A 23,040-nucleotide genomic window follows, 5' to 3' on the forward strand; every position below is an offset into this window, starting at 1 on the left:
GGTATCTGGTCAATTCATTCATCCGTGCGTCACTGCACAGCACCGGCCAGCTGTCGACCGGCCTGCCGCAACCACACCTGGGGTTGCGCGAGCGCACCTGCCGGACTGTCCGCGAGCTCGACCAGCTCGCAGATGCGTGCCAACGCCGTTGGCCGTGCATCGGCCCGTCCGACGCAGGCCCACACGTCCTTGCCCGCGTTTCCTGCCTGCTCGGCGACATAGCCTACGACCTTTCCGCGCAGACTCTGCTCATCGAGGCACCCCTCACCGGTGATGACCAGGTCGGCCCGCTCGACGGCGTCCCCGAAGCCGACCAGATCGGCAACGGTCGACGAGCCCGGTTGCAGGCGGGCTCCCCACGCCGTCGACAGCCCGTATGCCGTGCCGCCGGCGGCCCCGGCACCGGCGCTCGCGCCGTCGGCGCCGATCACGTCCGCGAACCGCGCAAGAGCCTGATCCAGCAGCTGGACGTCGGCCGGGGCAGCGCCCTTTTGAGGTCCGAACTGTGCCGCTGCACCGTGCGGTCCGAGCAGCGGGGCATCGACGTCGACGAGTAGGTCGACTCCTCCGCTCGGAGGTGCCACCAGCGGGGTCAGGTCGACCGCAGCGACGTGTTCGAGCGCGCCGCCACCCAAGGGCAGTGGCCGACCGTCTGCACTCGTGATCCGGGCACCGAGCGCCTGCAGCGCACCGCTTCCCCCGTCCGTGCTCGCCGACCCGCCGAGGGCCACGACAAGCCGGCGCACCTCGGGAGTTGCCGCCGCGGCACGCAACACCTGGCCGAGGGCATACGTGTGCGCACCCAGCGGATCGGGTGCCGGCCACATGGGCAGACCGCAGCAGGCCGCGAGCTCGACGACGGCGGTGCCGTCCTGGAGCAGCAGCCACGGCGCAGGGCCGAGCCCGCCCGGACCATCGACAGTCGCCTGCTGGATGCTGGATTCCGTTGTCGCACCGCGGATCGCGTCGATCGTTCCCTCGCCGCCATCCGCGAGTGGAAGCACGACGACGGTGTCCTCCGGTCTGGCGTCCAACCATCCCTGTCGGATCCAGCCGGCGACCTGCACCGCAGAAGCCGAGCCCTTGAACGAGTCCGGCGCGACGAGGACCCGCACTCCTAGACCCCCACGACCACGTCGAGGTAGCGCTGCTTCATCGTCGCGAGGACCTGGTCGGGGTCGGCCGCCCAGACGTCGGCGTTGAAGATCTCCACCTCGATGTCACCGGTGTAGCCGGCCGCGGTGACCAGGTCGAGATGGTGGCGGAAGTCGATGTGCCCATCGCCCATCATTCCACGTGACAGCAGGGAGTCGGCCGGCAGCGGGGTGATCCAGTCGCAGACCTGGAAGCTGGAGATGCGTCCCGCGGCCCGTGCCACCTGCGACTCCAGCTGCGGGTCCCACCAGACATGGAAGGAGTCGACGACGACCCCCACCTGCTCCGCGGGGTACTGCTCCGCGATGTCGAGGGCCTCCCCCAGGGTGGCGAGCACACCGCGGTCGGCTGTGAAGATGGGGTGCATCGGTTCGAGCGCCAGCTGCACGCCGTGGTCGCCGGCGACGGGGGCCAGTCGGGCAATGCCGTCCGACACCCGTGCCCGAGCACCGGGCAGGTCACGGGAACCTTCCGGCAGGCCGCCTACCACCATGACGAGGCAGGTGGTCCCGAGCGCGGCGGCCTCCTTGATGGCCTCGATGTTGTCGGCGATCGCGGCGTCGAACTCGGAGTTGTCCGTGGCGGTGAGGAAGCCGCCACGGCAGAGTGAAGACACCCGAAGGCCCGCGTCGTCGATCAGCCGCTTCGCGGTGTCCAGACCGATCTCGGCCAAGGGCTCTCGCCACACGCCGATCGAGCTGAGACCGGCACGCACGCAGCCGTCGATCGCTTCGGGCAGAGACCAGCGGTTCGTCGTCTTCTGGTTGAGGGACAACCGGCTGAGATCGCTCATCGGGTGACCCCAGCAGTCTCGAGAAGGGTCTCCATCCGGCGAACGGCGAGGTCTGGGTCGGGGATGAGTCCGGCGTCGTCGGCCAGCCGCAGCGTGTGGGCGAGGTCGACGATGCTGCGGGCGCTCTGCAGCCCACCCACCATGGTGAAGCCGGGTTGGTGACCGCAGAGCCACGACAGGAACGCGATTCCCGTCTTGTAGTAGAACGTGGGCGCCTTGAACACATGCCGCGCCAACGGGAGCGTCGGCTCGAACGCCGCGTCGTAGGCCGCCTCGTCCCCCGCGTCCAGGGCACGCAGCGCCATTCCGGCAGCCGGTGCGATCGCCGCGAAGATCCCCAGCAGGGCGTCCGAGTGGTGCCCGCCGTCGCCCTTGATGAGCTCGGGATAGTTGAAGTCGTCACCGGTGTAAAGGCGCACCGTTGCCGGCAGGGCCGCGCGCAGACCCTTCTCGTGGTCGGCGTCCAGCAGCGACACCTTGACCCCGTCGACCCGGTCGGCGTGATCTCGGATGAGCTCGAGGAACCGTGCTGTCGCCACGTCCACGTCGGACGAGCCCCAGTAGCCCTCGAGCGAGGGGTCGAATGCGGTGCCCAGCCAGTGCAGGATCACCGGACGGTTGACCTGGCGCAGCACCGTGTCGTAGACCGTGCGGTAGTCGTCCGGTCCGGTCGCCACCTGCGCGAGCTGGCGGCTCGCCATCACGATGGCCTGCGATCCGGCGGACTCGACCACCTCGAGCTGCTCCAGGTAGGCGCGGGTGACCTGGTCGAGCGTCTCGACCTGCGCAGGCAGCTGGTCGGTTCCTGCGCCGGAGGCGATCCGCGCGCCGCACTCCGTGGCCTGGGCCGCCGAGCGCTTGATCAGCTCCTGCGTGGTGGCCCAGTCGAGCCCCATGCCGCGCTGGGCGGTGTCCATGGCCTCGGCAACTCCGAGACCGTGGCTGAACAGATGCCGGCGGAAGGCGAGGGTCGAGTCCCAGTCGACCTGGGCCGGTGCCCCGGGGACGTTCTCCCCGAGCGGGTCGGCCACGACGTGCGCCGCACCGAAGGCGATGCGGGATGAGATGGGCGTCGTGGAGGTCGGCCAGGTGCGCGGCTCCTGCAGCGTGCGCGATTCCCACCCGCCGCCCGGCAGTGGCAGGTCGATCGAGGTCATGCGTGGATCTCTTTCAGCTCGATCCGGCGGCCCTCAAGCGAGGACTGCAGCCCGGCCTCGGCCAGCCGCACGCCGCGGGCGCCCGCCATGAAGTCGTACGGATGGTTTCCCTCGCCTACGACAAAACGCAGGTACTGCTCCCACTGCGCCTTGAAGCCGTTGTCGAAGGATCCGTTGTCGGGCACCTCGTGCCACTGCGCCCGGAATGGAGTCGCTTCGACCAGGTCGGGGTTCCAGACCGGCTTGGGAGTCTCCGAGCGGTGCTGGACCACGCAGCGGTGCAGGCCGGCGACCGCGCTGCCCTCTGTGCCGTCCACGTGGAACTCGACCAGCTCGTCGCGGTGGACCCGGGTTGCCCAGGAGGAGTTGATCGCGGCGATCACGTCGCCTTCGAGCTCGAAGATGCCGTATGCCGCATCGTCGGCGGTCGCCTGGTAGGCCTCCCCGCGCTCGTCCCACCGCTGCGGGATGTGAGTGACGGTCTTGGCCGTCACGGCCTGAACACTGCCGAAGAGGTTCTCCATCACATAGTTCCAGTGGCAGAACATGTCCGTCGCCATGCCGCCGCCGTCTTCCTTGCGATAGTTCCAGCTCGGCCGCTGTGCTGCCTGCCAGTCACCCTCGAAGACCCAGTAGCCGAACTCGCCGCGAACCGAGAGGATGCGACCGAAGAAGCCACCGTCGATGAGCCTCTTCAGCTTCAGCAGACCCGGCAGGTAGAGCTTGTCGTGCACCACGCCGTCCTTGATGCCCGCTTCGGCTGCGGCCTTGGCCAGGCGCAGGGAGCCTTCCAGACTCTCCGAGATCGGCTTCTCGGTGTAGACGTCCTTTCCGGCGGCGATCGCGTCGAGGATCGACTGCTCTCGCACGGTCGTCAGCTGAGCATCGAAGTAGATCCGGTCGTCCGGGTTGGCCAGCGCCTCGGCGAGGTTGGTGGTGTATCGCTCGACGCCGTGCCGCTCGGCAATCTCACGAACCCGGTCGAGGTTGCGACCGACCAGGATGGGGTCGACCTGGAGCCGCGAGCCGTCCGCGAGCTCGACGCCGCCCTCGTCCCGGATCGCCAGGATGGACCGCACCAGATGCTGCCGGTAGCCCATTCGACCGGTGATGCCATTCATGATGATGCCAATGCGACGTGCCACGTCTGCTCCTTGAATTGGGAAAGCGCTTACCGGACAGCATAGAGACGTCCCGCACAAACGACAACTACTTCTTATCCATCAGCTGCACAGCGAAATCCGACGTTGCCACTGCTGGAGTCCGGGTCGTTGCTCGTTCGCGCCGCGACACGGTAACGGTTGCAGTAGGAGTCGTGGCACAGATACGACCCACCGCGCATCACCCGGCTCTGCCCTGCGGCAGGCCCTGCCGGGTTGTGCAATGAGCGCTTACCCGAACCGTGCTCGACCGACCACCAGTCGGCACACCACTCCCACACGTTTCCCGAGGTGCCGAAGATCCCGAAGCCGTTGGGCGGAAATGCCTCCACCGGACAGGTTCCGGCGAATCCGTCCTCTGCGGTGTTGCGGGTGGGGAACCGACCGCGCCAGATGTTGCAGCGATGCTGCCCGCCCGGAGCCAGCTCGTCACCCCACGGGTAGCGCGCCTGGTGCAGTCCGCCACGAGCGGCATACTCCCACTCGGCCTCGGTGGGCAGCCGCAGACCGGCCCACGCACAGTAGGCCAGTGCGTCACCGTGGTCGACATGCACGGCCGGATGGTCGGCCCGCGTCGCCACGTCGCTGCCCGGACCTTCGGGGGCGCGCCACGTCGCACCGTCGACGCGGCACCACCAGGGTGCTGCATCCGGACGCTGCGCTCCACGACGCAGCGCGGCTGGAAGGAACGACGCAAAGACGAAGGACCAGCCGAATCGCTCTGCACCCGTGCGATATCCGGTCAGTGACACGAACTGATCGAACTCGCGATTAGTGACCTGACTCGCACCGATGCGGAAGGGAGGCAGCTCGACCTCGCGCACCGGCCCCTCGCCGTCACCGCGGTTCGCATCGCGGTCGGCCGTGCCCATCGCGAAGGTTCCACCGGGAAGTCTGATCAGGGACTCGGCAGCGACAGCCGGCGTCTGCAATGCTGCGGTAGGCGTCTGCCCTCTGGTCGGGTCCGGGCGCCGCTCGATCCGGCCCGAGGCCGACACTTCTCGCTTCCCACCATGGCCAGGCGGTGCGCAACACGAACCCATCACTGGGACGATCCCCAGGTTGTCGTGGACCGGGTCAGTAGGGAACATCGAAGATCTCCTGATGCACCTCGGATGGGGCGTCGGCCGGGAGCGCCAGTCGCTTGAGAAACGTGGTGTCGCGCGTGTCCAAACACCAGTCCAGCATACGGTGACGCATCTGCTCCAGCAGCGGATCAAACACCGACTCGGCCGCGAGGTTGCGCAGTTCTCCGGGGTCGGCCTGCAGGTCGAAAAGCTGCTCACGGTGGGCGCCCCAGCCGTAGACGACGTACTTGTAGCGCGCGCAGACCACGGCACGTCCGCTGGTCCCGCTCCCGGCCGACCGGGCGAAGTGCGTCTCAACCACGACCTGGTCGTGGCCGACCGCGCTGCGGGCCACCTCGAGCAGGTCCAGGCCATCGGCGGTGGGCGCACCCCCCTGCGCGACGGCCAGTGCAGTCGGCAACAGATCCAGCCCCACGCTGACGAGGGCCGACGTGGTGGGCCGACCGGTGCTCCCGCGTGGGTCACGAACGATCAGCGGTACCCGGCAGGTCTCCTCGAAGAGCGCTGTCTTCTGGTTCCATTCATGTGATGCGTCGCCGTCTCCGTGGTCGCTGGTATAGACGACTACCGTGTCGTCGGAGCGTCCCGCGATCTCAAGAGCATCAAGGACCTCACCGACGGCCGCATCGGTGCGCTCGATCAGCCGGGCGTAGACATGCCGATAGCGCCGCCAGTCGTCCGGGCCAAAGCGCGAGGTGCCATAGGTGGCCTCCGCTCGCGCCTGCTCAGCCCGCAGGGCCTGCGGTTCATACGCAGCCCGTCCATGATTCGCAGGCAGCGGAGGCAGGTCACGGGCGTCTGTCGGACAGTCCACCTGACCGTAGGGCATGGGCTGGTTGCGGGCGTACTCGCAGATGGAGTGCGGGTCGTCGAAGGAGACGATCAGGGCAAATGGCCGCTCCTGCTCGGCCCGTCCCCGTAGCCAGTCGGACGCAGCCGCAGCGAGCCCGCGGTCACCGAACGGCGCCACCACCTCGAAGCCGTCAGCTGCCGAAACAGAGGGCTGCAGTGCGTGCCACTTGCCCGCGTAAGCGGTGTCGTAACCGCGGTCGCGCAGCAGTTGACCCAGAGACTGCCGGAGGCGACCTGGCTCCTCGCCCGCGGCCTTGTTGCCGTGTATGCCGAGCTGATGCGGACAGCGACCTGTCACCATGCTGGCTCGAGCGGGCACGCACAACGGGAACGTGGTGTAAGCGCGCGTGAATCGGGTCCCTGCGGCCGCCAAGGCGTCGAGGCAGGGCGTGCTGACATGTGTCGCACCGGCGCAGGAGAGCAGGTGAGCCGAGTGCTGATCCGCCATCAGGATCAACAGATTGGGTCGCTTGCTCTCCAGCACCATTATCCCGCGTTGCGCAACAGTTCCAGGCCCGGCCAGGGATCCTCGATAGCCTCCAAGGCATCGGCCAGGGCCGTCAGCAGCTGCGTTCTGGACTCCGACTGATCGGCGGAGACGTCTGACATCTCATAGGGATCGCTGCGCAGATCGAAGAGTCGCACGTCCAACGCTTGACCTTGACGGAACCCGACGACCACCTTGTGCGTGTGGGTGCGCAGGCCGCGCACGTCAGGATCTCCGGGAGCGTAAGGAGGGCCGTGATAGAGCGCCGCAGCCGGCCGTGGCGCATCCGGCTCACCAAGCAACGCAGCCGAACAGTCAGTGCCCTGAACCTCATCCGGAATTTGGTCCACAACACCCAGCAGACCGAGCAGCGTTGGGGACACATCGACCAAGCTGAGCAGCAGGTCGTCGCTTCCGGGGGCCACGTGGCCGGGCCAACGCACCAGGAAGGGAACCCGAATGGACTCCTCGAAGGGCACGCCCTTGTACATCAGGTCGTGGCTGCCCAACTGCATCCCGTGGTCGGAGGTGAAGACCACGATCGTGTCATCGGCCAGTCCGAGCTCGTCGAGCTCATGCAGCAGCCGACCGATCTGGTCGTCGATAGCCGTGACCGCGGCGAAGTACTTCGCCGCGATCTGCGCTGCCTCGCGGCCGGTCTCGCTCGTCAGGTCGACATTCGGGCGGCGAAGCAGCTCCTCGGGAGTTCGGTCGGCGTACCGCGGCAGATAACCCTCGGGCAGCTCGTCGAACGGTTGGTGCGGCGGGTTCAGCGAGAGCATCAGCGCGAACGGGCGGTCGTTGACGTCAGCGGCCTTGAGGTAGTCGATGGCCACGTCGGTCTCGTGCTCCGCGGACCACTGCCGGACCTGAAGGGGAGACTCGCGAGGGGCATCGGTCGTCCAGTAGTGCGGTTCGAGGTGCTGGTCGCAGCAGCCGTGCGAGTGCCAGAAGTCGAATCCGTGGCGTTCCTGCGGAGGGGTCCAGGCATCCCAGACCTTGCCATCGTCGCGGCGCCCCTCGCCATACAGCTCATCGTCTGCGGTCGGCGGGGTCAGGTGCCACTTGCCGATGTAGCCGAGCCGGTAACCCTCGTCCGCGAGGACATCGCTCCAACAGCGCACGTCAGTACGCAGTCCGACTCCCTCCTCGACCCTGGACGAGTTCACGTTGAGTGGAACGCCATTCAACGAAGGGTACAGTCCGGTCATCATCATTGCCCGGGCCGGACTGCACACCGGGTGGGTGCTCACTGCATTCGTGAGCACCCGTGCCTCGGCTGCCAGCCGGTCCAGCGCCGGGGTGTGGGTGGGGTCCTGTCCCAGACACCCCAGCGCCGATGCGCGGAACTGGTCCGCGAGGACCACCAAGAGGTTTGGCCGGCTCACTTGCCGACACCGAGGGTGAGGCCCTCGGTCAGCCTGCGGCCGAGCCACAGGTAGACCAGAAGCATCGGCAGAATGACAATGCACAAACCGGCGAAGAGCCCGCCCCAGTTGGCACCGCTGTATGTCTGCTGCTGCACGAACGAGATGAGCGCCAGCGGCAACGTGTTCTTGTCGGTGGACTGAAGCAGCGTCAGGGCGATCAGCGTCTCGTTTCAGTTGGCGATGATCTGGAGCACCAGCGCGGTGACCAGGCCGCCGCGTGCCACCGGGAGCATGACCCGGATGAACGTGGACACCGGTGAGGCACCGTCGAGTGCAGCGGCCTCTTCCAGTTCGCTGGGTAGCGATCTGAAGAAGGCGGTCAGCAGGAAGACGGTGAACGGCATTCCGACGCCGATGTAGACGATAACCAGGCCGATGAGGCTGTTCGTCAGGCCTACTTTGGCCAGCATGACAAACAGCGGAATGATGATGATCTGCGCCGGAATGCCCAGCCCGAGGATGAAGTACATCGTGATCCCCCCGGTCAATCGCGACTCGTGACGGCTCAGGTGGTAGGCCGCCGGAGCGGCGAGAGCGACCGTCAGGACGGACGCGACGGCGGTTACCCCGATGCTGTTGATCGCGGCGCGTCCGAATCCCGCAACATTCCAGGCCTCGATGAAGTTGGTCACTGCCCAGGAGTGCGGCCAGCCGAGCGGGTGGTTCAGGATCGACCGGGTGTCCCTGAACGCCTGCAAAATGACCCAGAGAAGTAGCGCAATATTCACCGCCACGAACAACCACAGCAGGATGATCCCAATCATCCGCAACGGACCCCTGCCGCCCAGCGGAGCGGGTTTGCTGCGCTTCAGGCGCGGTAAAGCAGAAACACGTGACATGATCCCTTCCTCCTCTAGAACTCGATGACGTCGCGTCGCATGGCCCGCCGGAGCAGCACGACGAGTACTGCAACCAGGATCAGGGAGACGACTGCGGCGGCAGTGCCGGCGCCGTAGGCCGGGATGGACTGGCCCCCGAACGCAGTGGCATAGGTGTAGACCGCGGTGGTCCAGGACTGCGTGGGAGGCTGACCGACGCCATTGCTTCCGCCGAAGATCCAGATGATCTCAAAGATCTTGATCGACGAGATCGTCCACAGCACCGCACAGACCCCGAAGACGTCCCAGGTGAGCGGGATAATCACGTAGCGGAGCCGCTGCCAGGCATTGGCTCCGGCCATGGCGCAGTCCTCGTAGAAGTACGGCGGGATCCGGTCGACGCCCGCCATCAGGATCGTGGTGTAGTACCCGGTCGTGATGAAGAGCATGGCGGCCATGATCAGCGGGAACAGGTTGTCCGGGGAAAGCCACTGCGGGGGGCTGTTGACCCCGATCGCTTGCAGGAGCGAGTTGACCAGGCCACCGGGGTTGAACATGAACCCGATGACCGCGCCGAAAACGAGCGCGTTGATCATGTGCGGAAAAAAGATCACGGCTCGTGCGATCTTCTTGCCGGCCATGTCCCGAAGCACGAGGGACATGACGAAGCTCAGGATGAACATCACGACGCCGACGATGACGAGCAGCTCAAGGGTGTTGAGCAGAGAGCGACGGAAGAGCGTGTCGTGGTAGAGCGCCACGTAGTTGCTGAGCCCGCGCCACTGCATGGGGCCCGAGCCGGCCCACTTGTGCAGACTGATCCACACCGCGATGACCGTAGGCACGATGAACAGCACGGTGTAGAAGGCCAGAGCCGGCCCGACGAACGGGATGAACATCCGGCCGCGCCTGCGGGCCGGCGACCCTCGACCACCCTTCACGGTGGTCGAGGATCCAGCCCGCGTGGACTGTGCGACGCTCATGTCAGCCCTGGCTCGCCCAGTAGTTCTTCTGCGCGGCCACCATCTGGGTCACGAACTGCTGCGGCGTGATCTTGCCGAAGAACAGCTGGTCGTCGATCGGGTCGAGAACCTTCGTGGTGTATCCCGGGTAGAGGATCCCACCGTCCTGCGAGCGGAACGTTGTCGCCGTCGTCAGATCCTTGACCACATTGGCGAGCGACCCACCCACCGGCACGTCGGAACGCACGGGGATGAGTTGCGCGTCCTTCGCCCACATCGTCTGGTACTTCTTGCTCAGGAAGAATGCAGCGAACTGCTCCGCGACCTTCGCATTCTTGGCCTGCTTGGGGATCTCGAAGCCGCTGAAGTCGACCCGGGCTGCGTCGTTACCGCTGCCCCCGACCGTGGGGAACGGGAACGAGTCGTACACCATGCCCTTGGCCGCGAACGCTGATGCCTCGCTCGGCAGCCAGGAGCCCATCAGGATCAGACCGGCCTTGTGTTGGCCCACTGCTGCTCCTGGTAGGGGAACTGAGATGCTGAGTACCCCTTGATGATGTCGCCGTTCTTGACCATCTGCGCGACCTGCTCGGCCGCCTTGAGCACAATCGGGTTCTTCCAGGCCTGTCCGGTCTTGTCGGAGGCGGTCTTCTTCAAGATGCCCGGTCCGCCAGCTCTCATCATCAGCAGCTCGAGCCAGTAGGCGTTGTAGCCCGGGACGTTGCCGTCGGCGGCAATCGGGGCGACTCCCTGTGACTTGAACTTCGCCAGGAGAGCGGTGAACTGGGCCCACGTCTTCGGCGGGTTGGTCTTCAGCTCGGGGTACTTCGCCGCGTTGAACCAGACGCCGTCGGTCTGGATGTTGTAGGGCACCATATACGGCTGCCCATCGGGCAGGTTGATGTCGATGCTCTTGAGGTACTTCGCCGGGATGACACTGCTGACGGTCCCGCCGTCTGCGGTCTTGTCGGCCCAGGCCGCCTTCAGTCCGAGCGCCTGGCTCGTCGCGACCAGGGTCGGGTTGGCCTTGCTGACCGGCCCATCGACCAGGTCCGGCACGTTGCCGGTGTTGAGGGCCGGCGTCAGCTTCTGCATGTTCTGGCGGCCCACCCACTGCACGTTGACCGTGTCGCCGGTCTTCTTCTCGAAGTCCTTGATCGCGGCGGCCAGGACCTTCTGCCCTGGTTCACCCTGCTTCCACATCGACCAGTAGGTGAAGGACTTACCACCACCTGATGCGCTCGCGCCCCCTGACCCACTCGCGGAACTTCCACCACTGGAGCACGCAGCCACGCCGACGGCGAGGCTGAGCGCGGTGGCCGCGGATCCGAGGATGTCGGCCTGCTCGCCGGGCGTCAGCGCATCGATGAGGTCGCCGACTGTCTCGGCCCAGCGCCCCCAGGGCGCAGCCAGCTCGCATACGGGCCAGTCCGAGCCGAACATCATCCGGCTCGGCCCGAACGCGTCCAGCAGGACGTCGAACGCGGGCACCAGATCCGCCAGGCTCCAGCCCGTCCAGTCGGCCTCGGTCACCAGCCCGGACAGCTTGCAGGTCACCTGCTGGTGGGTCGCGAGTGAGTGCAGCCGGGAGGCCCAGGAAGATAACTTGTCGGGTCGCGACGTGGGATCGCCTGTCAGGTCGGGCTTTCCGGCGTGGTCGAGGACCAATGGCAGACCGGGCAGCTTCTCGGCAAGGGCAGCGGCCGAACGCAGCTGCTGCGGGCGAACCAGCACGTCGAAGGCCAACCCGGCCTCCTGGACCCGGCGCAGGTTTGACAGCACGCGCGGTCGCAGCAACCAGTCCGGATCGCTCTCGTCCTGCACGAGGTGGCGGATCCCTCGAAGCCGTTCACCTCCCGGAGCGGACCGAAGGCCGGCCAGCTGCTCGGAGACGTCGGCGGCGTCCAGATCAACCCAGCCGACGACGGCGCCGACGAGCGCATCCTTGGCCGCCACCTCGAGGAGCGTTCTCGTCTCGGCCTCCGACGCAAGTGCCTGCACCAGGACCGTGGAACCTACCGGAAGTCCGCCGACACCGCGGGCGGCAGCAGAGCGATAGTCGGCAAGGTCGAATCGGCGCCGTAGCGGCGCGAGCTCGGCGTTGTCGAGCCAGGCGTGCCGCAGCGCGGACGGGTCCCACAGATGGTGGTGCGCGTCGACCACGTAGGTTCTGCCCGGGCCGGCCGCGCGTTCTGTGTCAGGCACGCTCGCTCCACACATGACCCGTCGGGTAGAGGTAGGCCTTCAGTGTGTCCGACAGGATGTCTGCGGCGAGCCCGGGCGCGCGTGGAGCCAGGTATCGCCCGTTCTCGATGACCACCGGGTTGACGAAGTGTTCGTGCAGATGGTCGACGAACTCGATCGCTCGGCCGTCCATGGTGCCGGAGACGGCGACAAAGTCGAACATGGACAGGTGCTGCACCATCTCGCACAGGCCGACTCCCCCGGCGTGTGGGCACACCGGCACCTGGAACTTCGCCGCCAGCAGCAGGTTCGCGAGATTCTCGTTGATGCCACCCACCCGCGCAGAGTCGATCTGGATGACATCCACCGACCCGGCCTGGAGCAGCTGTTTGAACACCACTCGGTTCGCCACGTGTTCGCCGGTGGCGACCTTGATCGGATGGATCGCGCGACGAATCACGGCATGCGCGAGGATGTCGTCCGGCGACGTGGGCTCCTCGATCCAGTACGGGTTATACGGGGCAACGGCCCTCATCGCCTCGATGGCCTCGGCGACATCCCACTTCTGGTTGGCATCCAGGGCGATACGGATCTGCTCCCCCAGCGTTTCCCTGACCAACGAAATGCGCCGCACGTCGTCTGCGATGTCACCGCCAACCTTGAGCTTGATCTGCGTAAATCCTTCGGCCACAGCCTCTTTCGCCAGTCGAACCATCTTCTCGTCCGAGTATCCCAGCCAGCCCGGGGATGTCGTATAGGCCGGATAGCCGGAGTCCAAAAGCTCCCCAATCCGAGCCGAGCGCCCAGGTTCGGCGCGACGCAGGATATCGAGCGCCTCATCCCGAGTGAGTGCGTCACTGAGGTAGCGGAAGTCCACCAGGTCAACCAGCTGCTCGGGCGTCATACTCGCGAGGAACAGCCAGACCGGCTGATTTGCCCGCTTGGCTGCCAGGTCCCATGCCGCATTGATGACGCCCCCGATCGCCATGTGCATGACGCCCTTCTCCGGGCCGAGCCAGCGCAGCTGCGGATCATTGACCAGATCGCGGGAGAACCCGCCGAGGTCATCACAGATCTCGTCCACGGTGCGGCCCACCACATAGGGCGCAAGTGCCGCAATGGCCCTGGTCTGCACGTCGTTGCCGCGGCCGGTGGTGAAGACGAGTGCCTGTCCCTGGGGTCCGGCAGCGTCATCGGTGCGTAGCGTCACGTAGGCGGCCGAGTAGTCCGGGTCCTTGTTCATCGCATCGGACCCATCGAGGGACTCGGACGTCGGAAACCGAACGTCCATGGCGTCGACGGCGACGATGCGTGCCCGAGTCGGGTCTGAGGACATGGTGAACTCCGAATGCGGTGGAGAGGTGGGCCAGGACGGTCGGTGCCGGTACAGCGGCAACTCTAGCCTTCTAAACATCTGATGTCTAGACTAGTGGTTGGATGTCTCATGTGCAGATCCGTGCCGGGTGCCCACAAGGGATCCGGGCCGACGAGAGGGGTGTGAGTCCCGCATGGCCGCTCCCTTGACCGATGCTGCGACCAACAGCTTGCGGGACCTGATCATCTCTGGCCGGCTGCAGCCCGGCCAACGACTGCCCGCGGAGGCCGAGCTCAGCGCGCAGCTCGGCGTCTCTCGCGGTTCCTTGCGGGAGGCAGTGCGCGTGCTCGTTGCCGCGGGAGCTCTGGACGTGCGCCGGGGAAACGGCACCTTTGTCACCTCGCTCACCCCCGAAGTCCTGCTCTCCGGGCTGGGTCCCGCCGTCGAGATGATGGGCGACACCTCACTGGTGGAGCTGATCGAGGCACGCCGGCTGATCGAGCCGGTGGTGACGGCACTGGCCGCGGAGAAGGTGACCGAGCCGCAGATCCACGACATGCGGCTGCATCTCGCCCTCATGAGACAGTCGCAAGACGTCGAAGAACTGGTCCGCCACGATGCGAACTTTCACTACTCGATCGCCTCGTCGTGCGGCAACTCTGTCCTCGCCACGATCCTGCAGGGCATCTCAACCATCACCACCAGGACCCGCGTGTGGCGCGGGATGATCGACCAGGATGCGCGCGAACAGACGATCACCGAGCATGCGGCAATAGCCGACGCCATCGCCTCGCACGACGCGCGAACTGCCGAGGCCGCCGCGCTGATGCACGTCAAGAGCGTCGAGACCTGGATCCGGGAGACTGTTGCCCGCGCCGAGTCGACCAGGTCGGCGATTGAGCCGGCCGAGATGCCTTGACCGCCTCGGAGGTCGAATAAACATCGTATGTTTAGTTGCTTGAGTCTTCTCCCGCTGTGTACGCCGCGCCATCCGGGCGAGCGCATTTCTCAATCTCCAGGAGCCATTCATGGACGACCCGAGCGAGCGCCCCTTCGCGACCATCGCGCCGGCATCTGCGCAGGTGTGGGAATCCCTCAATCGACCCACTCCGGCCTGGCACCCACGGGCCAAGCTGGGCATCTTCATCCACTGGGGTGCCTACTCGGTGCCCGCCTGGGCGCAGCCCGGCGGCGCTCACGGGACACTGCAGGGAGTCGACAAATTTACGCACTGCCCGTATGCCGAGTGGTACGGCAACACCATGCGCATCCCGGGCAGCCCGACGGCCCTGCATCACCAGGAGGTCTATGGTGACGCGCCGTATGACGCGTTCTTGGACCAGTGGACCGTCGACCAGTTCGACCCGGCCGCCTGGCTCGAGCTGTTCGCACAGGCCGGCGCCGATGTCGTCATCCCCACCACCAAGCACCACGACGGCGTTGCCCTCTGGGATGCGCCGGGCACCGGCACGCGCAACACCGTGCACAGAGGCCCGCGTCGGGACCTCATCGGCGAGATTGCCACCGCAACCCGTGCCGCGGGGCTGCGCTTCGGGGTCTACTACTCTGGAGGCCTGGACTGGAGCATCTTCCCGCCCGAGGGCGCCGACTTCCCCGAGAGCGAATTCCGCCCCAACGACAATGCGTACAACATGTATGCCCTGGCCCACCTGCGCGATCTGGTCGAACGGTTCGAGCCGGACGTGTTGTGGAACGACATCAACTGGCCCGATGCCGGCAAGCGGACCGGACCGGGCTCGTTGCACGAGTTCCTCACCGACTACTACCGGCGAAACCCGGATGGCGTGATCAACGATCGCTGGGGTCAGACGCACTGCGACTTCCGCACCAGCGAGTACGAGGCCCGCGGTGAGTCCGAGTCCGTGGCCAACTGGGAGCACTGTCGCGGGATCGGCCTGTCCTTCGGATACAACCAGATCGAGGGCGCGGACCAGTACCTGAACGGTCGCGCGCTGGCCCGGCTCCTGGGAGACATCGTCTCTCGCAATGGCCGGCTTCTGCTCAACATCGGTCCGACCGCCGAAGGAGCGATCCCCCAGCTGCAGCAGGAGGCGTTGCGGGGCCTCGGACGGTGGATGCAGGTTGCCAAAGAGCTGCTTGTCGATGGCGGTTCGGCAACGCAGCATCAGGTTGAGCCCTCCGACGACCCATGGGTTCGATGGCTGCGCACTCCGAGGCACCTGATTGCACTGGTGGACCATCTCGGGACGACACCCTTGGCCGTTCCTCACATGGGCTTCGACCTGGGACGAGCGGCGGTGCGACCGCCGGTGATCGGGCCTGCGGCAACTGCTGCAGTCCGAGACGGTGCGCTTGAGGTGACCATGCTCGAGCATGGAGACGGGCCTGCGATCATCACTATTCCGGTGGCGTAGCTGCCGCGCAAGACACCGACGCACGGCGCCATGCAGGGGGCGTTTGCCAGTCGTTGAGCGCCCTCGAGCTGCGATCGTGAAACGAGACCGCGGATGCACCTTCCCGGGAATGGGGGTACCGCCCGCACGGAGCGAAGCGAGGCGGGGGAGATCGGCGACACCGAGGTCGTGTGGGACCTGGTCCCCGGGCGGATGCCGACCCAACCGCTACCCCCGGATGACCCACTGACCCACCGGCCCGGAGCACCACCGGACCACGCGCAAACCGCCTGACCCTCCCAAGGGGAGAACTCCGCCCACAACCCGGGCGTCGAGCCACGACCCGACGTGTCACGAGGTTTCGATACGAGCTGAGCGGCTGGGTGGCTGGCGGCTGGGCGGCAGAGACGACTGTGATCCTGGCACACCTTGCGGCGTGGACGACCTTGCCGCCCCAGGGTTGCACGCACCATGAGCGACCCGAGCTGTGCCGCTACGTCCGCGAGCAGGGGCCCATGTCGCCGGCACCGACCACCGCACCGCCGTCGCTCTCGCCGAAGCCGGTGCGCACTCGGTGGCGCCGAGACGGCCGCGACGGACCGGGCCCTTCCGGCCGGCGGCAAGCGCGGCGCCGGCCATCCTGATCAACCGGCTCCTCTACAGCGTGCACGACCTGCCGCACGAGCACCGCATCAGCCAGGCCGACGTGACCACCGCGATCACCGACCTGATCCTCAACGGGCTCCGGCCCCACCTCACGCCCTGCCCTCGTCAGGCCGGCCCGCCCAGGGGCGGATACTCGAAGTATGGACATGTCGGCGATGAACCACCATGTGATCGAGCAGTTTCGAGGCGGTGAATCGATGCGGATGCCGCGGGAGCAGATGCTGCTGCTGACCACCCGTGGGCGTCGGACCGGCCGAGAGCACACCACGCCGATGATGTTCACCACCGTGGGCGGCACGGTGGTCGTGGTCGCGTCCAACTCCGGGGCACCTCGCCACCCGGACTGGTACCGAAACCTGGTCGCCGACCCGCGGGTGAGCGTGGAGCCCGGCACGGGCGGCCGGTACGAGGCCCGAGCCCGCGTCATCCCGCCGGAGCGTCGAGCCGAGGTGTGGGATCAGGTGGTCGCGCAGATCTCGCTCTATGTGCAGCACCAGGCGAGCACGTCGCGTCAGATTCCGCTGGTCGAACTGATCCCGGTGGGCAAGACCGTCCGCTGAGCCGTCCGTCTCGTTGCGATAAGACCCGGCATACAGAGCACGCCACACAGGCGACGTGGCCGTCTTCTCGACAATCCTCACCGTGTCGGGAAGCGCCTACACGCACCGCTGGCCGACCGTCACAGCGCCCGGCGCGGTACCTACAGCGTGATCTACCGGATCAATGACACCCACACGACGGTGACGGTCGTCGACGTTGCGCATCGGCGCGACGCCTATCGCGGCAATCGCTGACGAACCTTGGTCGGATGCTGACCTCGGGCCCGGCTCGGGAATGGTGGGCTGGGCTTGGTCGCTGGTTAGGTGTCCAGGACACCATCAATGGCGTCAGCGGCGGGTGCGACCTGGTCAGTGTCCAGATCTTCCATCAGGTAGATCCCGGCGTATTCGTGATCGACGGGTAAGCCCTCATCGTCGAAGACCGGCAGCGTGCGGCGTAGCAGCAATCCGGGGCGACGCCGATGCCGGAAGGTCACGATCACCCGGGTTTGGGGCCAGTCACCCTCGACGGTCACCGAAGGATCCGTGAGCCCGGCGCTCAGCGGGGAGGTCGCACCGTCCTCGCTGCTCCAGTAGCCGTCGAGATGGTCGAACATGCGACGAACCCGATCGATCTGCTCGCGAATCTCCTCGTGTGGTGGCTGGTTCAAAGGAGGCGCGAAGTGGGAGATGTCGATCGAGTCGGCCGACTGCACCGTGCGCACGATGTTGTCCGCCGATACGGCGAGCACGTCTACGCCATGGTCAGCAGAAGCGGGAAGTGGGCGCCGACGCTGCACGGTGAGCCACAGCTCATCACCAATGGTGCGCACCTCACTGACCAGGCCAAGGCCGAGGTCGACCGGCACCACCGGTCGACCCGTGACGGGATCATGACCAATGGCCAGGGCGCGGCGGTTGATGTAGTCGCCAGCAGCTGGTGCACCCGCCCACCAGACCAGTCCGTTCGCGCGTACCCCGTACCGCAGGACCGTCTCGGGGTCATCTTCCAACCAGGTCCACGCGTGGGGCAGGTCCTCAGCCTCGAAGTCGATGGCCGGCCCTGGGACTGCCGCCGTCAAGCCATCGGTGAGTAGCGTGGAGCGCTCGGCGCGCAGCACCGAGGTCGGGTACTCAAAGTCCCACGACCCCTGACCGCCGGGATGGGCGACGGGTGGTTTCGCGATCATCACCCACACCTGGCCGTGCCGGGTCGCGAGAGCATTCACCGGCGCAACGGCAGGGATCTCAATCCGGGAGCCGTCCCGGTGGGCCGCGACGATCCGGCCCAGCGGCAACGGTGGCGGTGCTGCCGGTGGATGCCCGGGGTCGACATACGACCGGTCAACAAACCACGCCGTGGTCGGGTCGGCCGCGGTCAGCCACAGGGTGGCCTCTATCCGACCGATGGTGCACTCGTCTCGTCGCACCCACACCACCTGCTCGCCGTCCCTGACCACGATGCCCACACCATCGGCCACCGAGACGTGATCCCGTTCGGGATCCACCCGAGTCTGCGGCCAGGGCCACGCCACCAGTGTCATCGACCCGTCGGCGTCGATCGCCGCGGCTACCGGCCAGGACTCGTCCACCAGCCAGGTCAGGTCAGCACTTCGGACGATGCGATCTGGGCGAAAATAACGGAGCATATCCACACCCACCGATGAGGCGACAGGGCACGACCGGCCCGGGCGGCAGGCGACCACCCGCAAGCCTATGCCGCACGACGCGCACGGCCGAGCAAGGTAACCCCGCGACCACGCACCAAAAGTTCCAGACCGCCCCACAACGTGTCCCCTACGGGACGCCGGCCACCTGCTCGTGTGTCACAAGCCGATCCCTTCCCGTCTGGCACGACAGCGGCTGGACGAGTGTGGCCCGACCTATTGGACGAGCAGACAGAACGGATGACCAGCCGGATCGGCCATCACGTAGAGCGGTTCACCCTCATCCTGGGAACGGTCGTACAGCAGACGAGCGCCGAGCTCCTCGGCGTGGTCACGATGCCGCTCCAGGTCCTCGACGGTGGGAACCTTGAAGTCCATGTGCATCTGCATCGGTACGTCCTCCGACGGCCAGGACGGGCAGGTGGTGCGCGTGTTCTCCTGGATCGCCATCACTCGGCTGCCGTCTTGGTCGAGTAGAACAAGCCAGTCTGCGTCATCGGGAGCGCCTTCGGGCGGTGGCTCTTCCCCCTCTCGGTAGTGCAGCCCAAGAAGCAGGCGATAGAACTCCGCCACAGCTCGACAGTCGGGTGCCTCGATTACTGTGTGAAGAAGGGCAGGAAAAGTAGGCACGGAATGCCTCCTCGCTAATTGCGTCACCACTCAACATAAGGGTGCGAGCTCCGCTCATCGCCGCATCGGGACATTCCGATAGAGAAACGGCCACCGGCGAGACCGCGGCCACAACCGGCGGACGATGCCTTCCCGTTCCGCAGGGGTAGGCGATACGGAACAGCCCCAGGCGCGTCGACGGCATCGATCGACATCCGGGCAGCGAACACGGCTTTCGCGTAGTTGGCATTCAATGTGTGCATGCAGGATGTGCCGCGTCGGGCTGGCGTCGAGGGTGTCGACGGCATTTATGCGCTGCGGCAGTCGATCGAGGAGTGGCTCGCGGGCCGAGGCGTCCAGCAATGGGGACATGGCGAGGTCCCTCGCTCCTTCATCGAGGCTCAGGTGGCCACCGGTGAATGGCACGTCATCGGAGCACAGTGGCGACCGGCCGGCGCGCTGCGCTACCTGCGGCAGGACAAGGACGTGTGGCCAGGCCACTCTGAGGCCGCAGCGTACGTGCACGGACTGATGGTCCAGCGCGCCCAGCGGGCGCGGGTCTAGGTGCCAGCCTGTTGCGATGGGCCGAGGCGCGGGCATGCCAGGAGGGCTTGAGCCTTCTTCGTCTCGATTGCGTGGAGTCCAACACCGTGCTGTGCGACTACTACACGTCCCAGGGCTACACGCATGTCGGCCGCCGCGACTTCGAGGGCCCCTGGTTCAGTGCGGCACTCTTCGAGAAAACCCTTCGACCACAAACGAGCCGCGCCCCAACCCGGTCCCGCGACATCAAGATCACGACCCTGGCCGAGGTGACGCGGCCCGAAATGGTCGACTGCGGCGACGGCCAGCAGCAGATCTGGGCTCCGCGCTCGGATCTCCGCGACCGTCCCACGGGCTCTTCCCAGTTGAGGATGCAGATCAGCGGGACTGGTCAGTCGAAGCGCTTCCAGTGACCCTCGGAGACGACAGCGACCTCGCCGTCGATGACGGTGATGGCGGTCTGGTCGTCGATGGCGTAGCCCGGCACGTCGAGCGCGGCGGCCCAGCGCTCCGCCTCGGCTAAGCCGAACTCCGGCATGTTCGGGTTGTCGAGGTGCGGAAAGATACTGAAGTCGACCAGCCCCAGTGCCTCGACGCTGCCCGCCGGCGCCTGCCACTCACTCAGGTCCTGGCCTAGGTGGGCCGCCGCCACGAGGCTCCCGGCGCTCACCCCGACCCACATCGTGTCCTGTAGCGAAGGCAGGACGTCAGCCACGCCGGACTGCTGCAGCCAGTGCGCCAGGTACAGCGGATCGCCACCGCCTACCAAAAGAGCGTCGGTTTCCCGGACGATGGGGATCCACTGCGCCGCGTCGATGCTGGGGAGCGCTGTGAGCTCGAGCAGGCCGAGAGACTTCCAGCCGATCTCGCACAGCGGACTCATCGCGTGCCCGGAGACGATGCGCCACGCGGCATCGGGACCCCCTGCGGGGTAAGCCGCCGTGGGGATCACCAGGGCGCTGGCCTCGGCGATGGGCTTGCCCAGCATCTCGACGAGCGCGTTGGCGATACTCGTGTTCTTGATGCCGGCAGAGGTGAGAAGAAGCTTCATGTCTCTCCTGCGATCGCGCCTTCCCGAATCCGACAACTGTAACCGACCTGATCGAAGGGCAGATCTCTCAACCGGTGAGCTTCGAAGAGGCTGTCCGCAGGAGGAACAATCACCGGGGGCCGATGCGGCGATCTTCGCCCAGTCCGCGGGCGTCGCGGTCGACGTCCCGCAAGGTGCCCTATGGCACGCCCACGACGATGTCGGCGCAGCGTATGTGGATCGGCATACGGGCCCCGGTCGAACAGGTCTGTCCGGAAGGGTTGAAACGGTCGATGAGTTGCCGCGGAGTGACTACTGGGGGCGTCCGCCACTCGTTGAGCGCCTCGAGCTGCGAGTCATCATTCAGCCGCGAATGCTGAGGAATCGCAAGCAGAGCCAGGTTTCAGTGTCGTTCTTGACGGTCGGCTCGTCGGCCATGTCGACGCTGATCCTGGAGTCACAGACGGATCGGAGCCTGCGGACGTCAGCGTCTTGGACGCCACGCACCCCTGACCTCGCGAGGCGGGTAAGCACGCAATGGCCGGGCGGTGGAAGCCGCGTTGGGGTTAGCGCTGCGCTGGGGTTTCGTCCGGATCGAGGGGTCCCTCTCCGAAGGGCTCGTCGGCGAGGTGGCGCAGAGCGCGTTCGCCCAGAGTGGCGAGGGTGTCGAGCTCGGCGGGGGTGAACAGGTCGATGAACTGCCGACGCACGTGCTCTACGTGCGCGGGCGCTGCATCCTCGATGGCACGTCGGCCGGCCGGTAGCAGGCAGATCAGGACGCTGCGGGCATCGTCGGGGTTGGGCTCGCGAGCGATCAGTCCGCGCTGCTGCATACCGCGAATCTGATGGGAGAGCCGGCTCTTCTCCCAGGACAGTGCGGCGCACAGCTCCCGCGCAGGCATGCGATCGATCGAGTTCCCGGAGAGCACGGCGAGGACCTCATAGTCGGCTTGCGTGAGCCCGGAGTCCTGGAGCAGGTGGCGGCTGAGACTCACGTCGAGCTGGTGACCGGCGTGCTTGAACGCCCGCCAGGCCCGGTCTTCACGGGGGTTCAGCCATCTCGGTTCGGTCGGCATGCGTCCAGACTAGCTTATGGTTGACCACTCAACCAATTGAGCTATGGTTGAGGAATCAACCATTTATGCCCGCCGAGCAGCACCTGGTCCGGGCAAGACCCCGAGGAGCTCCTCATGTCTACTTTTCCCAAGGCGGTGGCCGGCCCCGATGCGGCTGTCCGCCCACCCCAATCCGAGCCGGCCGGGCGGAGGCACGGCATCGGCTTCTGGTCGGTCGCGGCGACGTTCGCGGTCATCATGGGCTTGTCCGCGGTTCCCACACCGCTCTACGGTCTCTACGCCGCGCGTGACGGTTTCGGCTCTCTGACGATCACGATCGTCTACGCCGTGTATGCCGTGGGCGTCATCCTCGCGCTGGTGACCGTCGGGCACGTCTCGGACTGGTACGGCCGCCGTCGGGTGATGATCCCAGCGCTGCTCACCGCCGCGCTCAGCGCCGTCCTGTTCCTCGTCTGGCGCGATCTCGCCGGCCTGATCGTTGCTCGCTTCATCGGCGGCATCGCCGTGGGCGCGACCACCGCGACCGCGACCGCCTGGATCACCGAGCTGCACGCCGCACGCCGCCCCAGCGCAACCGGCCGCCGCGCCGAGATCGTCGGCGCGGCAACCAACCTCGGCGGGATCGGCGCCGGGCCACTCGTCGCCGGTGTCCTTGCGCAGTGGTCGCCAGGCCGCTCACCGTGCCCTACCTCGTGTTTCTCGCTCTCATGGCAGCGGGCGCTGCCGGACTCGCCCTGACGCCCGAGACCCGCACCCTGGCGCCGGCCGAACGGCCCCGCTACCACACCCAGCAGATCAAGGCTCCGACGGAGGGACGTGCGTCCTTCATCGGCGCGCTCGTCGGCGGCTTCATCGCCTTCGCGGCTCTCGCGTTCTTCATGTCCCTGGCCCCGACCTTCCTGTCCGGGCCGCTGCATCACCCGTCACACGCCTTGGCCGGTTCCGTGGCGTTCCTCGTCTTCGCCGCGGCGGTCGCCGCGCAAGTGCTGCCCGCTCGCTTCGGGCGACAGACCCTGATCTCCTGACATAGGTCGGCCGAGTTCTTCAGATTTCCCTGTCATTCCGGTGTTTTGGGGTGTGTTGAGTTACCTCTTCACAGCCCAACCCTGAGATAATACGTGTAGTGAATATCCC

Annotated in this window: 27 protein-coding genes; 10 read left to right on the forward strand and 17 right to left on the reverse strand. The window is 66.6% G+C overall.

Going from position 1 to position 23,040, the window contains the following annotated elements; genetic code table 11:
• Window positions 1–29 precede the first annotated feature (29 nt).
• The 13 genes from FGL98_RS18620 to FGL98_RS18675 form a co-directional block, all read right to left on the reverse strand.
• Window positions 30–1,115 carry a glycerate kinase gene (locus FGL98_RS18620; protein WP_146319263.1) on the reverse strand — a complete coding sequence of 362 codons (1,086 nt, stop codon included), beginning with the start codon at window positions 1,113–1,115 and terminating at the stop codon, window positions 30–32.
• A gap of 2 nt (window positions 1,116–1,117) precedes the next feature.
• Window positions 1,118–1,948, reverse strand: a complete 831-nt coding sequence (locus tag FGL98_RS18625) for a sugar phosphate isomerase/epimerase family protein (RefSeq protein WP_146319265.1) — start codon at window positions 1,946–1,948, stop codon at window positions 1,118–1,120.
• On the reverse strand, window positions 1,945–3,105 hold the full coding sequence (locus tag FGL98_RS18630) for a dihydrodipicolinate synthase family protein (protein ID WP_146319267.1): 1,161 nt from the start codon (window positions 3,103–3,105) through the stop codon (window positions 1,945–1,947). Before FGL98_RS18630 ends, FGL98_RS18625 begins: the two co-directional genes overlap by 4 nt.
• On the reverse strand, window positions 3,102–4,226 hold the full coding sequence (locus FGL98_RS18635) for a Gfo/Idh/MocA family protein (RefSeq protein ID WP_146319315.1): 1,125 nt from the start codon (window positions 4,224–4,226) through the stop codon (window positions 3,102–3,104). The genes FGL98_RS18630 and FGL98_RS18635 overlap by 4 nt, the downstream gene beginning before the upstream one ends.
• Before the next feature lie 95 nt (window positions 4,227–4,321).
• On the reverse strand, window positions 4,322–5,356 hold the full coding sequence (locus tag FGL98_RS18640) for a formylglycine-generating enzyme family protein (RefSeq protein ID WP_246136638.1): 1,035 nt from the start codon (window positions 5,354–5,356) through the stop codon (window positions 4,322–4,324).
• Window positions 5,343–6,692 (reverse strand): sulfatase family protein, encoded by a 1,350-nt coding sequence (locus FGL98_RS18645; RefSeq protein ID WP_146319269.1) that lies wholly within the window; start codon window positions 6,690–6,692, stop codon window positions 5,343–5,345. Before FGL98_RS18645 ends, FGL98_RS18640 begins: the two co-directional genes overlap by 14 nt.
• Window positions 6,692–8,080, reverse strand: coding sequence for a sulfatase family protein (locus FGL98_RS18650; RefSeq protein WP_186526252.1), 1,389 nt, complete (start codon window positions 8,078–8,080; stop codon window positions 6,692–6,694). The genes FGL98_RS18645 and FGL98_RS18650 overlap by 1 nt, the downstream gene beginning before the upstream one ends.
• Window positions 8,077–8,217, reverse strand: coding sequence for a hypothetical protein (locus FGL98_RS26440; protein WP_246136639.1), 141 nt, complete (start codon window positions 8,215–8,217; stop codon window positions 8,077–8,079). The genes FGL98_RS18650 and FGL98_RS26440 overlap by 4 nt, the downstream gene beginning before the upstream one ends.
• A 75-nt stretch (window positions 8,218–8,292) precedes the next feature.
• Window positions 8,293–8,886: a carbohydrate ABC transporter permease gene (locus FGL98_RS18655; protein ID WP_246136640.1), complete on the reverse strand. Its 594-nt coding sequence runs from the start codon at window positions 8,884–8,886 to the stop codon at window positions 8,293–8,295.
• Window positions 8,887–8,975: 89 nt separating this feature from the next.
• Complete coding sequence (locus tag FGL98_RS18660) at window positions 8,976–9,923, reverse strand: carbohydrate ABC transporter permease (protein ID WP_146319271.1); 948 nt, start codon at window positions 9,921–9,923, stop codon at window positions 8,976–8,978.
• A gap of 1 nt (window position 9,924) precedes the next feature.
• Window positions 9,925–10,413: an extracellular solute-binding protein gene (locus tag FGL98_RS18665; RefSeq protein WP_146319273.1), complete on the reverse strand. Its 489-nt coding sequence runs from the start codon at window positions 10,411–10,413 to the stop codon at window positions 9,925–9,927.
• Window positions 10,389–12,107, reverse strand: coding sequence for an extracellular solute-binding protein (locus FGL98_RS18670; protein WP_222432256.1), 1,719 nt, complete (start codon window positions 12,105–12,107; stop codon window positions 10,389–10,391). Before FGL98_RS18670 ends, FGL98_RS18665 begins: the two co-directional genes overlap by 25 nt.
• Entirely contained in the window at window positions 12,100–13,422 is a 1,323-nt protein-coding gene (locus FGL98_RS18675) for an enolase C-terminal domain-like protein (protein WP_146319277.1), read from the reverse strand. Before FGL98_RS18675 ends, FGL98_RS18670 begins: the two co-directional genes overlap by 8 nt.
• A gap of 172 nt (window positions 13,423–13,594) precedes the next feature.
• Between FGL98_RS18675 and FGL98_RS18680 the strand changes: the two genes are divergently transcribed.
• From FGL98_RS18680 to FGL98_RS26805, 6 genes are all read left to right on the forward strand, one after another.
• Window positions 13,595–14,320 (forward strand): FadR/GntR family transcriptional regulator, encoded by a 726-nt coding sequence (locus tag FGL98_RS18680; RefSeq protein WP_146319279.1) that lies wholly within the window; start codon window positions 13,595–13,597, stop codon window positions 14,318–14,320.
• Between the two features lie 109 nt (window positions 14,321–14,429).
• On the forward strand, window positions 14,430–15,797 hold the full coding sequence (locus tag FGL98_RS18685) for an alpha-L-fucosidase (protein ID WP_146319281.1): 1,368 nt from the start codon (window positions 14,430–14,432) through the stop codon (window positions 15,795–15,797).
• Window positions 15,798–15,890: 93 nt separating this feature from the next.
• A complete protein-coding gene (locus FGL98_RS18690; protein WP_146319283.1) occupies window positions 15,891–16,070 on the forward strand; it encodes a hypothetical protein in 180 nt (59 codons plus the stop codon).
• A 193-nt stretch (window positions 16,071–16,263) separates the two neighbouring features.
• Window positions 16,264–16,635 carry a hypothetical protein gene (locus tag FGL98_RS18695; RefSeq protein WP_146319285.1) on the forward strand — a complete coding sequence of 124 codons (372 nt, stop codon included), beginning with the start codon at window positions 16,264–16,266 and terminating at the stop codon, window positions 16,633–16,635.
• The gene (locus FGL98_RS18700; protein ID WP_146319287.1) at window positions 16,583–17,002 is read left to right on the forward strand and encodes a nitroreductase/quinone reductase family protein; all 420 of its coding nucleotides are present in this window, start codon (window positions 16,583–16,585) and stop codon (window positions 17,000–17,002) included. The genes FGL98_RS18695 and FGL98_RS18700 overlap by 53 nt, the downstream gene beginning before the upstream one ends.
• Window positions 17,003–17,032: 30 nt before the next feature.
• The gene (locus tag FGL98_RS26805; protein WP_281289195.1) at window positions 17,033–17,236 is read left to right on the forward strand and encodes a type II toxin-antitoxin system RelE family toxin; all 204 of its coding nucleotides are present in this window, start codon (window positions 17,033–17,035) and stop codon (window positions 17,234–17,236) included.
• A gap of 65 nt (window positions 17,237–17,301) precedes the next feature.
• On the opposite strand, the gene FGL98_RS18710 is transcribed toward FGL98_RS26805, so the two are convergent.
• Both FGL98_RS18710 and FGL98_RS18715 read right to left on the reverse strand, forming a co-directional pair.
• Window positions 17,302–18,630 carry a hypothetical protein gene (locus FGL98_RS18710; RefSeq protein ID WP_146319289.1) on the reverse strand — a complete coding sequence of 443 codons (1,329 nt, stop codon included), beginning with the start codon at window positions 18,628–18,630 and terminating at the stop codon, window positions 17,302–17,304.
• 234 nt (window positions 18,631–18,864) lie between these two features.
• Window positions 18,865–19,308 carry a VOC family protein gene (locus FGL98_RS18715; protein ID WP_342779987.1) on the reverse strand — a complete coding sequence of 148 codons (444 nt, stop codon included), beginning with the start codon at window positions 19,306–19,308 and terminating at the stop codon, window positions 18,865–18,867.
• 210 nt (window positions 19,309–19,518) lie between these two features.
• Here FGL98_RS18715 and FGL98_RS18720 point away from each other — a divergent pair, with 210 nt between their 5' ends.
• Both FGL98_RS18720 and FGL98_RS18725 read left to right on the forward strand, forming a co-directional pair.
• Window positions 19,519–19,821, forward strand: coding sequence for a hypothetical protein (locus FGL98_RS18720; protein ID WP_146319293.1), 303 nt, complete (start codon window positions 19,519–19,521; stop codon window positions 19,819–19,821).
• A 71-nt stretch (window positions 19,822–19,892) separates the two neighbouring features.
• On the forward strand, window positions 19,893–20,213 hold the full coding sequence (locus FGL98_RS18725) for a hypothetical protein (protein ID WP_146319295.1): 321 nt from the start codon (window positions 19,893–19,895) through the stop codon (window positions 20,211–20,213).
• Here FGL98_RS18725 and FGL98_RS18730 read toward each other — a convergent pair.
• Window positions 20,192–20,851 carry a Type 1 glutamine amidotransferase-like domain-containing protein gene (locus FGL98_RS18730; RefSeq protein ID WP_146319297.1) on the reverse strand — a complete coding sequence of 220 codons (660 nt, stop codon included), beginning with the start codon at window positions 20,849–20,851 and terminating at the stop codon, window positions 20,192–20,194. The genes FGL98_RS18725 and FGL98_RS18730 overlap by 22 nt on opposite strands.
• A gap of 545 nt (window positions 20,852–21,396) precedes the next feature.
• Window positions 21,397–21,906, reverse strand: coding sequence for a MarR family winged helix-turn-helix transcriptional regulator (locus FGL98_RS18735; RefSeq protein WP_146319299.1), 510 nt, complete (start codon window positions 21,904–21,906; stop codon window positions 21,397–21,399).
• Between the two features lie 114 nt (window positions 21,907–22,020).
• On the opposite strand from FGL98_RS18735, the gene FGL98_RS18740 reads away from it, so the two are divergent.
• Together FGL98_RS18740 and FGL98_RS18745 are read left to right on the forward strand one after the other, a co-directional pair.
• Window positions 22,021–22,644: an MFS transporter gene (locus FGL98_RS18740; RefSeq protein ID WP_146319301.1), complete on the forward strand. Its 624-nt coding sequence runs from the start codon at window positions 22,021–22,023 to the stop codon at window positions 22,642–22,644.
• Window positions 22,614–22,931 (forward strand): hypothetical protein, encoded by a 318-nt coding sequence (locus FGL98_RS18745; protein WP_146319303.1) that lies wholly within the window; start codon window positions 22,614–22,616, stop codon window positions 22,929–22,931. Before FGL98_RS18740 ends, FGL98_RS18745 begins: the two co-directional genes overlap by 31 nt.
• The last annotated feature ends 109 nt before the right edge of the window (window positions 22,932–23,040 follow it).

The sequence above is a fragment of the Leekyejoonella antrihumi genome, from assembly GCF_007845645.1.
Lineage (GTDB): Bacteria > Actinomycetota > Actinomycetes > Actinomycetales > Dermatophilaceae > Leekyejoonella > Leekyejoonella antrihumi.

Bases quoted from the DNA above. Each gene is read 5' to 3' on its own strand.
- FGL98_RS18625 (WP_146319265.1), bottom strand. From the start codon at position 1,948: ATGAGCGATCTCAGCCGGTTGTCCCTCAACCAGAAGACGACGAACCGC.
- FGL98_RS18630 (WP_146319267.1), bottom strand. From the start codon at position 3,105: ATGACCTCGATCGACCTGCCACTGCCGGGCGGCGGGTGGGAATCGCGC.
- FGL98_RS18635 (WP_146319315.1), bottom strand. From the start codon at position 4,226: ATGAATGGCATCACCGGTCGAATGGGCTACCGGCAGCATCTGGTGCGG.
- FGL98_RS18640 (WP_246136638.1), bottom strand. From the start codon at position 5,356: ATGTTCCCTACTGACCCGGTCCACGACAACCTGGGGATCGTCCCAGTG.
- FGL98_RS18645 (WP_146319269.1), bottom strand. From the start codon at position 6,692: ATGGTGCTGGAGAGCAAGCGACCCAATCTGTTGATCCTGATGGCGGAT.
- FGL98_RS18655 (WP_246136640.1), bottom strand. From the start codon at position 8,886: ATGATTGGGATCATCCTGCTGTGGTTGTTCGTGGCGGTGAATATTGCG.
- FGL98_RS18660 (WP_146319271.1), bottom strand. From the start codon at position 9,923: ATGAGCGTCGCACAGTCCACGCGGGCTGGATCCTCGACCACCGTGAAG.
- FGL98_RS18675 (WP_146319277.1), bottom strand. From the start codon at position 13,422: ATGTCCTCAGACCCGACTCGGGCACGCATCGTCGCCGTCGACGCCATG.
- FGL98_RS18680 (WP_146319279.1), top strand. From the start codon at position 13,595: ATGGCCGCTCCCTTGACCGATGCTGCGACCAACAGCTTGCGGGACCTG.
- FGL98_RS18685 (WP_146319281.1), top strand. From the start codon at position 14,430: ATGGACGACCCGAGCGAGCGCCCCTTCGCGACCATCGCGCCGGCATCT.
- FGL98_RS18690 (WP_146319283.1), top strand. From the start codon at position 15,891: ATGCACCTTCCCGGGAATGGGGGTACCGCCCGCACGGAGCGAAGCGAG.
- FGL98_RS18700 (WP_146319287.1), top strand. From the start codon at position 16,583: ATGGACATGTCGGCGATGAACCACCATGTGATCGAGCAGTTTCGAGGC.
- FGL98_RS18710 (WP_146319289.1), bottom strand. From the start codon at position 18,630: ATGCTCCGTTATTTTCGCCCAGATCGCATCGTCCGAAGTGCTGACCTG.
- FGL98_RS18720 (WP_146319293.1), top strand. From the start codon at position 19,519: ATGCAGGATGTGCCGCGTCGGGCTGGCGTCGAGGGTGTCGACGGCATT.
- FGL98_RS18730 (WP_146319297.1), bottom strand. From the start codon at position 20,851: ATGAAGCTTCTTCTCACCTCTGCCGGCATCAAGAACACGAGTATCGCC.
- FGL98_RS18735 (WP_146319299.1), bottom strand. From the start codon at position 21,906: ATGCCGACCGAACCGAGATGGCTGAACCCCCGTGAAGACCGGGCCTGG.
- FGL98_RS18740 (WP_146319301.1), top strand. From the start codon at position 22,021: ATGTCTACTTTTCCCAAGGCGGTGGCCGGCCCCGATGCGGCTGTCCGC.
- FGL98_RS18745 (WP_146319303.1), top strand. From the start codon at position 22,614: ATGGCAGCGGGCGCTGCCGGACTCGCCCTGACGCCCGAGACCCGCACC.